This is a genomic window from Comamonas piscis, assembly GCF_014109725.1.
Taxonomy (GTDB): domain Bacteria; phylum Pseudomonadota; class Gammaproteobacteria; order Burkholderiales; family Burkholderiaceae_C; genus Comamonas; species Comamonas piscis.
In genome coordinates this window covers 2,938,324-2,952,782 of record NZ_CP058554.1, presented here as the reverse complement: position 1 = coordinate 2,952,782, position 14,459 = coordinate 2,938,324, and the positions used below count along the sequence as shown (strand labels likewise).

Below are 14,459 nucleotides of genomic sequence, written 5' to 3'. Positions count from 1 at the left end.
CTGAGGTCGTGCTTACTTGGTCAGCACAAAGCCCTTGAGCTTGGCGAATGCGCCTTCGACCAGCGCCTTTTGCTGCTCTTGGTGCAGGTGCGAATAACCCACTGCAGGCGATGCCGATGGTGCGCGGCCGGAGTAGCCCAGCTTCTGACCGTCGATCATGTTCTCGTGGATGTAGTGCTGCACAAAGAACCAGGCACCCTGGTTTTGCGGCTCGTCCTGGCACCACACGATGTCCTTGGCGTTGCTGTACTTCTTCAGTTCAGCAGCGAACACCTTGTGCGGGAACGGATAGAGCTGCTCGACACGGATGATGGCCACGTCGGTGCTGCCTTCTTCGGTGCGCTTCTTGACCAAGTCGTAATAGACCTTGCCCGAGCAAGCGATCACGCGCTTGACCTTGTCGGCATTGGCAACAATCGCCTCATCGCGCTCGCCAATCACGGTCTGGAAGCCACCGGAGGTGAATTCCGACACCGGCGAGGTGGCGTCCTTGTTACGCAGCAGCGACTTGGGCGTCATGATGATCAGCGGCTTGCGCAGCGGACGCACCATCTGGCGACGCAGCAAATGGAAGATCTGCGCAGCCGTGGTCGGCTGGGTCACTTGCATGTTCTGGTCAGCCGACAGCTGCATGAAACGTTCCAGGCGTGCCGAGCTGTGCTCAGGGCCTTGGCCTTCGTAGCCGTGTGGCAGCATCAAGGTCAGGCCATTGACACGGCCCCACTTCACTTCGCCGGAGGCGATGAACTGGTCGATCACCACCTGCGCGCCGTTGGCGAAGTCGCCGAACTGCGCTTCCCAGATCACCAGGGTGTTGGGATCGTTGGAGGCGTAGCCGTATTCAAAGCCCAGCACTGCCTCTTCGGACAGGATGGAGTCGATCACGGTGAACGGAGCCTGGTTGTCGGCCACGTTCTGCAGAGGGATGTAGGTGCCCTCGTCCCACTTCTCACGCTTTTGGTCGTGCACGACCGAGTGGCGGTGGGTGAAGGTGCCGCGGCCGCTGTCTTCACCAGACAGGCGGATCGGGTAACCGGAGGCCACCAGCGAAGCGTAGGCCATGGTTTCACCCATGCCCCAGTCCACGTTGATGTCGCCACGGCCCATCGCTGCGCGGTCGTCATACACCTTCTTGACCAGCTGGTGCGGGTTGACCGATTCCGGCAGGGTCGTCACGCGCTCGGCCAGACGCTTCCACTCGGCAACAGGGATCGCCGTGTCCGCCACGTCGGTCCACTTCTTGTTCAAGAAGGGGCTCCAATCGACCGCGTACTGGCTCTTGAAGTTGGTCAGCACCGGATCAACCGTGTGCTTGCCCGCATCCATCGCAGCGCGGTAGGCCTTGGCCATGTCATCACCCAGGGTCTCGCCCAGGCCTTGCGTGGCCAGCTTGTCGGCGTAGAGCTTGCGAGTGCCAGGGTGCTGGGCAATCTTCTTGTACATCAGCGGCTGGGTCAGCGCAGGGGTGTCCTGCTCGTTGTGGCCCAACTTGCGGTAGCAGATGATGTCCACCACGATGTCTTTGGCGAACTCCATGCGGAAGTCCAGTGCCATCTGCATGGCCAGGGCCACTGCTTCAGGATCATCGCCATTGACGTGCAGCACCGGCGAATCGATCATCTTGACGATGTCGGTGCAATACGTGGTCGAACGCAGATCGCGCGGATCCGAGGTCGTGAAACCAATCTGGTTGTTGATGATGATGTGCACGGTGCCGCCGGTGGTGTAGCCACGGGTTTCGGACAGTGCCAGCGTTTCCTGGTTCACACCCTGGCCGGCGAAGGCTGCGTCACCGTGTACCAGCACGGGCAGCACTTGCTTGCCTTGCGGGTCGTTGCGGCGGTCCATGCGCGAGCGCACCGAGCCTTCGACCACGGGATTGACGATCTCCAAGTGCGAGGGATTGAAGGCCAGCGACAGGTGCACCGGGCCGCCAACAGTCGACACATCGGAGCTGAAGCCCTGGTGGTACTTCACGTCACCAGCGGTCAGCTCTTCAGGGGCGGTGTGGTCGAACTCGGCAAACAGGTCCTTGGGCATCTTGCCCAGGGTGTTGACCAGCACGTTCAGACGGCCACGGTGGGCCATGCCGATGACGATTTCCTGCACGCCGGTCACGCCAGCGGCATTGATCAACTGGTCCATCGCCACGATGAAGGACTCGCCACCTTCCAGCGAGAAGCGCTTTTGGCCCACATACTTGGTATGCAGGAAACGCTCCAGGCCTTCGGCTGCGGTCAGGCGATCGAGGATGCGCTTTTTCTGATCGGCATTGAAGGCAGGCTTGCTGCGGATGGTTTCCAGCTTTTGCTGCCACCAGCGCTTTTGGTTCTGCTCGGAGGCGTACATGTACTCGGCACCCAGGGTGCCGCAGTAGGTTTCGCGCAGTGCATTGAGCAGCTCACGCAACGGCATCGATTCCTTGCCGAAGAACGTGTTGCTGGTGTTGAACACGGTTTCCTGGTCGGCATCAGCGAAGCCGTAGAAAGCCGGATCCAGTTCTGGAATCTCTGGGCGCTCTTGGCGCTTCAAGGGATCGAGATCAGCCCAGCGTGCGCCCACATTGCGGTAAGCAGCAATCAGCTGCTGAACGGCGGTGCGCTTGCGGCCCAGCTCGGAGTCAGCGCCAGACGCGACAACGACCTTGGTGCCACCTTGCTTGGCACGTTCGGCGAACGCATTGACAACCGGGAGATGAGGGACATCCTTGGAATTGCTGCCGTCCAATGCGGGGACGTTTTGCAGTGCATCAAAGTAAGCGCGCCAGGTGTCTGGTACGCTGCCTGGGTTATCCAGATAGTTTTCATACATCTCTTCGACATAGGGGGCATTGCCGCCGAAAAGATACGTGTTGCCTTGATAGGCTTGATACACAGAATTCGTATCGCTCATTTTCTCCGCTGACCTCCGCTTTCCTCTGGAAAGCATTAGCTGGTGCATATAAACAACCTTCCGCGACACGGCTGAACCGATTGGCGGATGCGACTGTGGCTGGGAAGGGCCGTACAACCAGCATTGTGCCACTTCCGCCTAGGGTTGTCCTTGGATGGCCCTGAGCCTGCAGACGTCGGATCGCGCTTACGTGGCTTTGCGCAGGACTCAGATACATTTGCGCTATCCATTTACACCCTAGCGCTCGATGTTCAACAACCATCCCCTCCACGACAAAGCATTCATCTTGCTGCTAATAGGCGTCAGCATTGCCTTTTTTGCCGTGCTTTTCCCCTTCCAGGGGGCCGTTTTCTGGGCGGTGATCTTCGCTGTTGTGTTTACGCCTCTACACAAAAAAATCCTGGTCCGCCTCCCCAAATACCCGACTATTGCGGCCCTGATTACGCTGATGCTTTGCCTGGTGCTGGTCATCCTGCCGCTGATCCTGCTGTCGATTTCGCTGGCCAAGGAAGCCGCCACCATCTACGAGAGCGTGCACTCGGGTGAGATGAACTTTGGCCAGTACTTCCAGCAGATCTACAACGCCATGCCGCAGTGGGTGTTGGACCTGCTCACCCGCTTCAACCTGAACGATCCCCGGGTGATCCAGGAAAAGATTTCCGGTATCTCCGTGCAGGCCAGCCAGTATGTGGCGACCAAGGTATTGGCCATTGGCCAGAACACCATGGGCTTTCTGGTGAGCTTCTGCATCATGCTCTACCTGTTGTTCTTCTTCCTGCGCGATGGCAAGACCTTGATCCGCAAGATTTTGGCCGCCACCCCGCTCGACGATTCCCACAAACGCAAGCTGGGCGCCAAGTTCATCACCGTGGTGCGCGCCACCGTCAAAGGCAATCTGGCGGTCGCTGCCACCCAGGGCGCCTTGGGCGGCATCATCTTCTGGATTTTGGGCATCGAGGCGTCGCTGCTCTGGGGCGTGGTGATGGCTTTTCTGTCGCTGCTGCCCGCCGTGGGCGCCGCCATCGTCTGGGGTCCGGTTGCCATTTATTACTTTGCCACCGGCTCCACCACCGAAGGCCTCATTCTGACGGGCTACGGTGCAGGCATCATGGGCATGGTCGACAACGTGCTGCGCCCGCTGCTGGTGGGCAAGGACACCAAGATGCCCGACTACCTGATCTTGATATCGACCCTGGGCGGCCTGTCCCTGTTTGGTTTGACGGGTTTTGTCATCGGTCCACTGATTGCGGCGCTGTTCATCGCCGTTTGGGATCTTTTTGCGCCCCAAGCCCACATCAGCGACTCCGCCGAGGTGGACAATAGCGCCAAGTAATTTCTTGTCATTGGCGGGCGTTGCGCCCGCCCCTCTACCCTGCTGCCCTACGCCATGCCCTCTCGCGATTTTGAATCCCGCAAACAGGAGTTCCTGGATTTCTATGCCGCCCAGTTGCCCACCCTCAAGGCAGCGGCGGCTTCTTATAACGCGCTGATCCATGCGATCTTGAGCAACCTCGAAGGCGTCAACATCGCCAAGTTCGAATGCCGGGTGAAAACGGCCGACGAATGCGTGCGCAAATTCAAGCGCAAGTACCGCAACTTTGTCGAGGACCATTCGGAAGACTATGCCATCCAGGATTACATCACCGACCTGATCGGCGTGCGCGTGGTCTGCCTGTATGAGGATGAGCCACCGGCCATCATGTCCCGGGTGCGCGAGTACTTCGATGTGATCGACATCACGGACAAGACCTCGCCGATGGAGGACTCCGAGTCCGAGTTCGGCTACAAGGGCATCCACATGGATCTGCGGCTCAACCAGCAGCAATCGCAGCTGACCGAGCACCATGCCTATGCCGACCAGGCCTTCGAGCTGCAGATCCGCACCATCATCCAGGACTCCTGGAGCGAGCTGGACCACAAGATCAAGTACAAGAAGTCCATCCCGACCAACCTCAAGCGCCGCATCAATATTCTGTCGGCGCTGTTCGAGTTGGCCGACCGCGAATTTTTGCAGATCCGCAATGAAACCAGCCAGGCACTGGCGCTCTCGCGCGCCGAAGACGAGGCTGAGGGCGCATTGGGAGAGGCAGACAATGAGCCGCTCGATGCCTTCAGCTTTGTTGCCTTTGGCCACAAGCACTTTCCCGGCTACGAGTTCGATCCGCAAAAGGTGGAGTTCTTCCTCGATGAGCTGCTGCATGACTTTGCGGTGCGCCACGCAGGCTGGCTGTTTGCCGTGGTGCAAAAGCACGTCACCACAGTGCGCCATTACAAAGCCGATTTCCAGCACCGCTACCCGTCGAGTAGCTTCAACCCTTTCACGGTGATGCGCCACTGCCTCTATCTGGAGGACAAGCAGCGCTTTCGCAAAACACTGCGCAACTCCGCCCGTGAGGCCTTTGAAGAATGGCTGCAGCGTCAGCCGGCCAACAGCACCAGCGAAGATTGAGCAACACAGCGCTGCCATGCGCGGATCAGCCCCTTGGGTCTCGCCGATGGCATCCATGCAGGTCGCCAGAAAAATACTCTAGCAAGGCCCTCGGCCATTAGCTAAAGTCAATCTTTGTAAAAACGTCCGGCCAACTGCCGCATTGCAGCGGCCATGCGGCTGCCAGGCGGGGTTAGCACAGCGCAGACGAAGGCGCAGAACACGGTTTTCGGACCTCTCCCCGTGTTTACGAGCATGCACGACCATGCTTTTTGACACAGGCTGCTGCTATATTGCAACGCAACATTCACGGAGTTTTGATGCTGTACCAACTGTATGAAACCCAGCGGGCCCTGATGGAGCCCTTTGCAGAATATGCCCACGCCACATCGAAGATGTTGAGCAACCCACTCTGGCCTGTCAGCCAGACCAGCACGGCGCAGCGCGCCTCTGCGGGCTTTGACCTGTTCTACCGCCTGGGCAAGGACTATGAAAAGCCGGCCTTCGACATCAACTCTGTCGAGGCCAACGGCCATGAGATCGCCATCCATGAGCGCATCGAGCTGACCAAGCCCTTTTGCGAGCTGCGCCGCTTCAAGCGCTTCTCGGATGACCAGACCAGCCTCGCCTCCATGAAGCAGCAGCCCGTGGTGCTGGTGGTGGCCCCCCTGTCGGGCCACTACGCCACCTTGCTGCGCGAGACCGTTCGCACCATGCTGACGGACCACAAGGTCTACATCACCGACTGGACCAATGCGCGCCTGGTGCCGCAAAGCGAGGGCATCTTCCACCTGGACGACTACGTCAACTATGTGCAGGAGTTCATCCGCCACATCCAGGGTATTTATGGCAACTGCCATGTGGTGAGCGTCTGCCAGCCCACGGTGCCGGTGCTCGCAGCCGTGTCGCTGATGGCCAGCCGGGGTGAGAAGACCCCCTTGTCGATGACGATGATGGGCGGCCCGATCGACGCCAGCAAGTCGCCCACTGCGGTCAACAACCTCGCCACCACCCACGATCTCCAGTGGTTCGAATCGAATGTGATTCACCCGGTACCCGGCAACTTCCCTGGTGCCGGCCGCTTGGTGTACCCGGGCTTTTTGCAGCACATGGGTTTTGTCAGCATGAACCCGGACCGCCATGCGACGAGCCACTACGACTACTTCAAGGACCTGCTCAAGGGCAATGAAGACAGCGCCGAGCACCACCGCAAGTTCTACGACGAGTACAACGCCGTGCTCGACATGGATGCCGCTTATTACCTGGAAACCATCAAGACCGTGTTCCAGGACTTTGCACTGGTCAAGGGCACCTGGGAAGTGCGCTCTCCTGAAGGCAATCTGGAGCTGGTCAAACCGCAGGACATCCGCCACAGCGCGCTGCTGACGGTGGAAGGCGAGCTCGATGACATTTCCGGCTCCGGCCAAACCCAGGCGGCCCACGACCTGTGTACCGGCCTCAAACAAGTGGATACCCGCCACTTCGAAGTCAAGGGTGCCGGCCACTATGGCATCTTCAGCGGCAAGCGCTGGCGCACCATGGTCTACCCGATGCTCAAGGATTTCATCCTTGCCAACAACCGGGTGGAAGAACGTCCAGGCAGCGTAAAATCGGCCACTTCCAAGCAGAATACTTTGCACACGGTGTGACCGATAACCTCCCAACCAGCAACCAGCCAGCCTCAGCGCTGGCTGTTTTCATTGGCGCCATTGATGCGGCCTTGCCGCAGACCCAGTGCACGCGCTGCGGCTACCCCGACTGCCGCCACTATGCCCAGGCCATTGCCCGGCGCGAGGCAGCGATCAACCAATGCCCGCCCGGCGGCCAGGAAGGTGTAGCGCGGCTGGCAGCCATCACCGGCCTGCCCGCGTTGCCGCTGAACCCCGACAACGGCCTCGAAGCCGTGCGCGTCGTCGCCCGTATCGATGAGAACTGGTGCATCGGCTGCACCCTGTGCATCAAGGCCTGTCCCACCGACGCGATTTTGGGCGCCAACAAGCGCATGCACAGCATCATTGCCGAGGCCTGTACCGGCTGCGAGCTGTGCCTGCCGGTCTGTCCGGTCGATTGCATTGAGCTGGACAATGCCAGCGGCGATGCCACTGGCTGGGCCGCATGGAGCCCCGCGCAGGCTGATGACGCCCGCTTGCGCTATCGCAAGCACCAGCAGCGGCTGGAGCGTGCCCACGGCCCGCTGGACCTCAGCCCGGCAGACACCGCGGCGGATGCGAGCGCGGCCACGGCAGCCACCACGGCACAAACAGCCCAGGCCGCCGCCGTCAGCGCAGCCGCATTGCAAAATACCGCCGCCAGCAAGGTCCAGCTGGCAGCCCCGGCCGCCACCGACAAAAAGGCAATTCTGGCCGCCATTTTGGCCAAAGCCCAGCAGCAACAAGGCGGCAATCGCTCGTCTTAATGGCGGGGCTGCGGCTGTCGGCCCGCAAAGGCCGCCAAGCCCCTACCGGGCATGACAGCGCCGTGCAAAAAATCCGGCGCCGCTGCACCATAATGGCTGGCTTATGAACCCCTTGCTTCAGAAACTGCAGCCCTACCCGTTTGAGCGCCTGCGCCAGTTGTTTGCCGGTGTCACGCCGCCCGCAGACCAGACGCCGATCAGCCTGGGTATTGGTGAGCCCCGCCACCCCACCCCCGCCTTTATCGAGCAAGCGCTCTCGGGCAGCCTGGCCGGCTTGGCGGTCTACCCGGCCACGGCGGGCACGCCCGCGCTGCGCGAGGCCTTTGCCAAATGGCTATCGACCCGCTACGGTCTGCAGGTGGATGGCCATAAGCACACCTTGCCCGTCAACGGCAGCCGTGAGGCGCTGTTTGCCTTCACCCAAACGGTGGTGGACAGCAGCCGACCCGACCCCGTCGTACTCTGCCCCAACCCCTTCTACCAAATCTACGAAGGCGCGGCCCTGCTGGCAGGCGCCACGCCTTACTACGTGCCCAGCATCGCCAGCAAGAACTTTGCGGTGGACTGGGCCAGCGTGCCCGAGGACATCTGGCAGCGCACGCAGCTGATCTTTGTCTGCTCGCCCGGCAATCCCACCGGCGCGGTGATGCCGCTGGATGAGTGGAAGAAACTGTTCGAGCTGTCCGACCGCTATAGCTTTGTCATTGCATCCGACGAGTGCTACAGCGAAATCTACTTCCGCGACGAGCCACCGCTGGGCGGCATGCAGGCAGCCGCGCAGCTGGGCCGCAGCGATTTCCGCCGCCTGGTGTCCTTCACCAGCCTGTCCAAGCGCAGCAATGTGCCCGGCCTGCGCAGCGGTTTTGTCGCCGGTGATGCCGAGCTGATCAAAGCCTTTACGCTCTACCGCACCTACCAGGGCGGCGCGATGAGCCCGCCGGTGCAGGCGGCCAGCATTGCCGCCTGGGGCGATGAGCGCCATGTCGAAGACAACCGCGAGCAGTACCGCCGCAAGTTTGCCGAAGTCACGCCGGTGCTGTCGGCGGTGATGGATGTGCAGCTGCCCGACGCCAGCTTCTACCTCTGGGCCGGCGTGCCCGCGCACATGGGCTTGTCCGACACCGAGTTCGCACGCGAACTCTATGCCCAATACAATGTCACGGTTCTGCCAGGCAGCTATCTGGCCCGTGACTTCAATGGCAGCAATCCCGGCGCTGGCCGCATCCGCATGGCCTTGGTGGCACAAACCGCCGAATGCCTGGAAGCCGCACAGCGCATCGCCCAATTTATTCAATCCTGGAAAAAAGCCTAAACCATGACGCAACAACTGCAAACCATCATCGAATCCGCCTGGGAAGCCCGCACGACCTTGTCGTCCGCCACTGCCCCCAAAGAAATCGTCGATGCAGTCGACCATGTGATCAATGCCCTGGACCAGGGCGAGCTGCGCGTGGCCACCCGTGAAAGCGTGGGCCAGTGGACCGTCCACCAGTGGATCAAGAAGGCCGTGCTGCTGTCGTTCCGCCTGAAGGACAACGCGCTGGTGCAAGCCGGTGACCTGAACTTCTACGACAAGGTGCCGACCAAGTACGCCGGCATGTCCGAAGCCGATATCGCCGCCACAGGCGTGCGCGTGGTGCCGCCTGCCGTGGCACGCCGCGGCAGCTATGTGGCCAAGGGCGCCATCCTGATGCCTTCTTACGTCAACATCGGCGCCTATGTGGGCGAAGGCACCATGGTCGACACCTGGGCCACCGTGGGCTCCTGCGCGCAAGTGGGCAAGAACGTCCACCTCTCCGGCGGCGTGGGCCTGGGCGGCGTGCTCGAGCCGCTGCAAGCCAACCCCACGATCATTGAAGACAACTGCTTCATCGGCGCCCGCTCCGAAATCGTCGAAGGCGTGATCGTTGAAGAAAACTCGGTCATCTCGATGGGCGTGTACATCAGCCAGTCCACCAAGATCTACAACCGCATGACCGGCGAGATCAGCTACGGCCGCGTGCCTTCGGGCTCGGTGGTGGTGAGCGGCTCCATGCCTGCCAAGGACGGCAGCCACAGCCTGTACTGCGCCGTGATCGTCAAGCAAGTGACGCCCGAGACCCGCGCCAAGACCAGCATCAACGACCTGCTGCGCGACTGATCCGCCGCCTAGGCGATCCACAGGCCCTGCAAGCTTTGCGCTGCAGGGCTTTTTTGTGGCCACGCTCCCATGCGGTTTGGTTGCGGCACTTGCACAACATCTATTATTCAGCGCCTCGCTAAGCCTACAATCTCAGCACAAATTACTGGAGGGAAACGACATGGGAACCATGGAGCGAATCTTGCGCCTGATGGCGGACAACAAAGCCTCGGATGTCTATCTGTCCGCCAATGCGCCGGCACTTGTCAAGATTCAGGGCGAGTGTATCCCTCTGAACAACCAGACCCTGACGCCCGATGCGCCCCGCAGCCTGCTAGCCGAGATTGTGCCGCCCGAGCGCATCGAAGAGCTCGATGAAACCGGTGAGCTGAACATCGGTGTGCCGCTTGAAGGGGTGGGTCGCTTCCGGGTCAGTGCCATGCACCAGCGTGGCAGCTGCGCGGTGGTGATCCGTTTTGTGCCCCAGGAGATTCCCAGCCTGGAACAGCTGGGTCTGCCCGAGATTTTTAAGGATCTGATCATGGCCCGGCGCGGCCTGGTGCTGTTTGTGGGCGCCACCGGCTCGGGCAAGAGCACCTCGCTGGCGGCGATGATCGACCACCGCAACGCCCAGCAAAGCGGCCACATCCTGACAGTGGAAGACCCGATCGAATACCAGTTCACGAACCGCCGCTCCATCGTCAACCAGCGCGAGGTGGGCAGCGATACCACCTCCTTGCAAACAGCCCTGAAGAACGCCTTGCGCCAGGCGCCCGATGTGATCATGATCGGCGAAATCCGCGACCGCGAGACCATGTCGGCCGCCATTGCCTATGCGCAGTCTGGCCACCTCTGCCTGGCCACCCTGCACGGCAACAACAGCTACCATGCGCTCAACCGGATCCTGAGCTTCTACCCCGTCGAAGTACGCCCCACCATGCTGGGCGACCTGGCCTCCGCCATGCGCGCCGTCATCTCGCAGCGCCTGGTCAAAACCGTGTCGGGCAAACGCACGGCCGCCACCGAGGTCATGCTCAACACCAAGCTGGTCGGCGAGATGATCGAGCAAGGCAACTTCTCCGCCGTGCGCGAGGCGATGGAAAAATCCATGGCTGAAGGCTCGGTCACCTTTGAAGGTGCGCTGGCCGAGTTGATCCACACGGGCAAGATCAGCCGCGAGGAAGGGCTGGCCAATGCCGACTCGCCAACCAACCTGATGTGGCGCCTGCAAAATGACTTCCAGCTCGCCGCCAATGCCGCCAAGGCCCAGGTCGCTGCCAAGCCTGAGCTGGACGATGCGGCCTCGTTCACGGAAATCGTGCTCGATGTGAACCAAGAGTAAGATAGCGGCCGTTGCCCCTTGGGCAATACCCCCGCTCCCTGATTCTTTGCGCTGAATGCGGCCTGCGGGCCGCATGCTTGCTTATCCCCCCGCCCTACCGTACCGCCGATATGTCCCGCACCCTGCAACTGACCGAGCAACTCATCGCCCGCCCCTCCGTGACGCCCAACGACGAAGGTTGTCTGGACATGGTGTCCGACCTGCTGCAGCCCCTGGGTTTTGCCTGTGAACGCATGGACAGCGGCCCCGAGAGCTTCCGCGTCAGCAACCTCTGGGCCTTGCGCCGCAGCGGTGTGGCCGGTGCGAAGACGGTCGTTTTTGTCGGCCACACCGATGTGGTGCCCACCGGCCCGATGGAGCAGTGGAACTCCCACCCCTTCACCCCCTCGCACCGCGATGGCAAGCTCTATGGCCGGGGTGCCAGCGACATGAAGACCTCCATCGCCGCCTTTGTGGTGGCGGCCGAAGAGTTTGTGGCCCAGAACGCCGCAGCGCCCTTGGATATTGCCCTCTTGCTCACCAGCGATGAAGAAGGCCCGAGCGTCGATGGCACCGCCGTCGTCGTCGAAGCGCTGCGCCAGCGCGGCCAGGTGCTGGACTACTGCCTGGTGGGCGAGCCCACGGCTGTGCAGAAATTGGGCGACATGGTCAAGAACGGCCGGCGCGGCAGCCTGACTGGCAAGCTCACCATCCATGGCGTGCAAGGCCATATCGCCTACCCCCAGCTGGCCCGCAACCCGATTCACCAGGCCCTGGGCGCCCTGGGCGACCTGGCCAACACCGTGTGGGACGAGGGCAATGCGTTCTTCCCACCCACCAGCTTCCAGATGAGCAATATCCATGCGGGCACCGGTGCCGGCAATGTGATTCCCGGCCAGATGGTGGTGGATTTCAACTTCCGCTTCAGCACCGAATCAACCGCCGAGAACCTCAAGGTCCGCGTCAAGTCCACCCTGGAGCGCCACGCGCTCGAATACGACCTGAAATGGACCCTGGGCGGCAAGCCCTTCCTGACCACACCTGGCGTGCTGGTCACTGCCGTGCAGCAGGCCATCCGCGACGAAGTGGGCCTGGAAACCACCTTGTCGACCACCGGCGGCACCAGCGACGGCCGCTTTGTGGCCGACATCTGCCCGGAAGTCATCGAGATCGGCCCGTCGAACGCCACCATCCACAAGATCGACGAATGCGTGGCCGTGGCCGATATCGAGCCGCTGAAGAACATCTACCGCCGCGTGCTTGAAAACCTGGCGCGCTGACTGCGCCATATGCCGCCCTTGGCTGGCGCACCCGTAAGCAGCATCGGTTGAATGCCTTGGAAGGCCTACAATGGCGGTCTTTGATTTTTGCCTGAGTTGAGCCATGACCACCATCCGCACCCTGATTGATGACAGCGCAGCTGCCCTGAGCGCTGCTGGCGTGCATTTTGGCCATGGAACGACCAATGCCCAGGACGAAGCCAGCTGGCTGGTGCTGTGGTCGCTGGGCCTGCCGGTAGACAGCGACACCAGCCCCGACAGCGCGGACTCCGTCGCCAGCCAAGCGGTCAGCGACGAGCAGCGCAGCAAGCTGGAGCAGCTGATTGCCGAGCGCATCCGCAGCCGCAAGCCTGCTGCCTACCTGACGCAACAGGCCTGGCTGCAAGGCGTGCCCTTCTACATCGACGAGCGCTCCATCGTGCCGCGCAGCCTGATTGCCGAGCTGCTGGCCGACGGCAGTATCGACGATTGGCTGAGCGACAAGACCCGCCAAGTGCTGGACCTGTGCACGGGCAACGGCAGCCTGGCCTGCCTGGCAGCGATGGCCTACCCGGATGTGCAAGTGACCGGAGCCGATCTGTCGGCCGATGCGCTGGCTGTCGCCCGCATCAATGTGGACCAGCACGGCTTGCAGGACCGCGTGCAGCTGGTCGAATCCGATGGCATGGCGCAGGCGCGCGGCCCCTGGGATTTAATCCTCTGCAACCCCCCGTATGTGAATGCCCAGAGCATGGCCAGCCTGCCGCCCGAATACCAGGCCGAGCCCGCATTGGCTCTGGCCGGCGGCCAGGATGGCATGGATTTTGTGCGTGGGCTGATTCTGGCGCTGCCCCAGCGCTTGAACGAAGACGGCGTGCTGGTGTTGGAGATCGGCAACGAGCGCGAATACTTTGAAGCCGCCTTCCCTGGCTTGCCGGTGTTCTGGATGGACACCAGCGCGGGCGATGAGCAGGTGCTGCTGCTGACCCGTGAAGCGCTGATGCACTGGTCGCAAGAGCAACCCACGCAGCTCTGAGTCGGCGCTCCGCCAGCCTCAATAAGCCAGCATTCGGCAGGCCAGCCGGCTGATGGGCCGGTGCAGGCAGGATTCGATACGGGGCGGTAGCAAGAGCGGTTTGAGCAGCATCTGCACGGCTAGCTGGGCTGGCAGGCCCGAGCTGATCAGGTGGTAGATGCGCTGGGCCACATCGTCAAAGCTGCGCTGCCGGTCGCTGAACAGATCGCCCTTGTGCGCAAACACATGGCGCAGCGCGACATCCGAATCACTCTCGCGCAGCTCCTTCAAGCGGCTGTAGAGCGCGCTGGCAATGCGCAGCCGCCCAACTGGGTCTTGCGCCTGTAGGCCTTTGAAATAGCCCAAAAAATGCTTGAAATGGCCCACCTCGTCATTGCGGATGTTGCCCAGCAGCCCGGTGAGCACCGGCTCTTTGCTGAGTTCTCGCAAGGTGTGGTAGTAAGCGGTGGTCCCCGTCTCCACCACACAGCGCGCCACCATCTCTAGGCGCGGATCGGGCAGCAGCGCTTCTTGGGTACACAGCAGCGCGTACTCGGCAAAAAAGCCGTCATAGGCTTTTTGCCATTCAAAGCGGGGCCATACCGTCTCTACATAGCGGCGCAGCGATGCACCGTGTTGAAGTTCCTCATGCTCCCAGCGGTCTTCCAGCCACTGCTGGATGTCCGGGTACTGCGCATAGTGCGCGCCCAGGTTGGTGGCATAGGTATCTGATCCCGTCTCGACAAAGGACGCGCTCATCAGCAGGTAGAACATGTCCTCGTCGTCCGCGATCGCCGCATGGTCGATCTGCGCATAGGCAATATCGTCCAGCTGCCAGTGACCCTTGGCTGGCTTGACGGCATCGGCGCCCTCGTCTGCCGCAGGCCGCCCTTGCATTGCTGAGGCTGTTGTCATCGCACGGTCCTTGTGATGGCCATGGCAGAAAACCCGCTTGCCACGCCTTGCAGTATGGCCCTGCACTGGCCGCTTGGATAGGCTTAGCATGTGA

The 14,459-nt window shown here is 61.5% G+C and carries 11 protein-coding genes; 9 read left to right on the top strand and 2 right to left on the bottom strand.

The window, feature by feature from the left end; genetic code table 11:
• Positions 1 to 12: 12 nt before the first annotated feature.
• Entirely contained in the window at positions 13 to 2,892 is a 2,880-nt protein-coding gene (locus tag HS961_RS13285) for a 2-oxoglutarate dehydrogenase E1 component (RefSeq protein ID WP_182322676.1), read from the bottom strand.
• Between the two features lie 247 nt (positions 2,893 to 3,139).
• Here HS961_RS13285 and HS961_RS13280 point away from each other — a divergent pair, with 247 nt between their 5' ends.
• From HS961_RS13280 to prmB, 9 genes are all read left to right on the top strand, one after another.
• Positions 3,140 to 4,225, top strand: a complete 1,086-nt coding sequence (locus HS961_RS13280) for an AI-2E family transporter (protein ID WP_182322674.1) — start codon at positions 3,140 to 3,142, stop codon at positions 4,223 to 4,225.
• Positions 4,226 to 4,279: 54 nt separating this feature from the next.
• Entirely contained in the window at positions 4,280 to 5,341 is a 1,062-nt protein-coding gene (locus HS961_RS13275; RefSeq protein WP_182322672.1) for a GTP pyrophosphokinase, read from the top strand.
• 299 nt (positions 5,342 to 5,640) lie between these two features.
• Positions 5,641 to 6,969: a polyhydroxyalkanoate depolymerase gene (locus tag HS961_RS13270; RefSeq protein WP_182322670.1), complete on the top strand. Its 1,329-nt coding sequence runs from the start codon at positions 5,641 to 5,643 to the stop codon at positions 6,967 to 6,969.
• Complete coding sequence (locus HS961_RS13265; protein WP_412101597.1) at positions 6,966 to 7,736, top strand: RnfABCDGE type electron transport complex subunit B; 771 nt, start codon at positions 6,966 to 6,968, stop codon at positions 7,734 to 7,736. Before HS961_RS13270 ends, HS961_RS13265 begins: the two co-directional genes overlap by 4 nt.
• A gap of 103 nt (positions 7,737 to 7,839) precedes the next feature.
• A complete protein-coding gene (dapC, locus tag HS961_RS13260) occupies positions 7,840 to 9,048 on the top strand; it encodes a succinyldiaminopimelate transaminase (protein ID WP_182322668.1) in 1,209 nt (402 codons plus the stop codon).
• 3 nt (positions 9,049 to 9,051) lie between these two features.
• Complete coding sequence (dapD, locus tag HS961_RS13255; RefSeq protein ID WP_182322666.1) at positions 9,052 to 9,876, top strand: 2,3,4,5-tetrahydropyridine-2,6-dicarboxylate N-succinyltransferase; 825 nt, start codon at positions 9,052 to 9,054, stop codon at positions 9,874 to 9,876.
• Between the two features lie 160 nt (positions 9,877 to 10,036).
• A complete protein-coding gene (locus tag HS961_RS13250; RefSeq protein ID WP_182322664.1) occupies positions 10,037 to 11,197 on the top strand; it encodes a PilT/PilU family type 4a pilus ATPase in 1,161 nt (386 codons plus the stop codon).
• A gap of 110 nt (positions 11,198 to 11,307) precedes the next feature.
• A complete protein-coding gene (dapE, locus tag HS961_RS13245) occupies positions 11,308 to 12,456 on the top strand; it encodes a succinyl-diaminopimelate desuccinylase (protein ID WP_182322662.1) in 1,149 nt (382 codons plus the stop codon).
• Positions 12,457 to 12,559: 103 nt separating this feature from the next.
• Positions 12,560 to 13,471 (top strand): 50S ribosomal protein L3 N(5)-glutamine methyltransferase, encoded by a 912-nt coding sequence (gene prmB / locus HS961_RS13240; RefSeq protein WP_182322660.1) that lies wholly within the window; start codon positions 12,560 to 12,562, stop codon positions 13,469 to 13,471.
• A gap of 18 nt (positions 13,472 to 13,489) precedes the next feature.
• On the opposite strand, the gene HS961_RS13235 is transcribed toward prmB, so the two are convergent.
• Entirely contained in the window at positions 13,490 to 14,347 is an 858-nt protein-coding gene (locus HS961_RS13235) for a ferritin-like domain-containing protein (RefSeq protein WP_182328263.1), read from the bottom strand.
• Positions 14,348 to 14,459: the final 112 nt, after the last annotated feature.

Excerpts from the sequence above, each read along its gene's own strand:
- dapE (WP_182322662.1), top strand. The coding sequence starts at position 11,308 with ATGTCCCGCACCCTGCAACTGACCGAGCAACTCATCGCCCGCCCCTCC.
- HS961_RS13275 (WP_182322672.1), top strand. The coding sequence starts at position 4,280 with ATGCCCTCTCGCGATTTTGAATCCCGCAAACAGGAGTTCCTGGATTTC.
- HS961_RS13285 (WP_182322676.1), bottom strand. The coding sequence starts at position 2,892 with ATGAGCGATACGAATTCTGTGTATCAAGCCTATCAAGGCAACACGTAT.
- HS961_RS13270 (WP_182322670.1), top strand. The coding sequence starts at position 5,641 with ATGCTGTACCAACTGTATGAAACCCAGCGGGCCCTGATGGAGCCCTTT.
- dapD (WP_182322666.1), top strand. The coding sequence starts at position 9,052 with ATGACGCAACAACTGCAAACCATCATCGAATCCGCCTGGGAAGCCCGC.
- HS961_RS13250 (WP_182322664.1), top strand. The coding sequence starts at position 10,037 with ATGGGAACCATGGAGCGAATCTTGCGCCTGATGGCGGACAACAAAGCC.
- HS961_RS13235 (WP_182328263.1), bottom strand. The coding sequence starts at position 14,347 with ATGCAAGGGCGGCCTGCGGCAGACGAGGGCGCCGATGCCGTCAAGCCA.
- dapC (WP_182322668.1), top strand. The coding sequence starts at position 7,840 with ATGAACCCCTTGCTTCAGAAACTGCAGCCCTACCCGTTTGAGCGCCTG.
- prmB (WP_182322660.1), top strand. The coding sequence starts at position 12,560 with ATGACCACCATCCGCACCCTGATTGATGACAGCGCAGCTGCCCTGAGC.
- HS961_RS13280 (WP_182322674.1), top strand. The coding sequence starts at position 3,140 with ATGTTCAACAACCATCCCCTCCACGACAAAGCATTCATCTTGCTGCTA.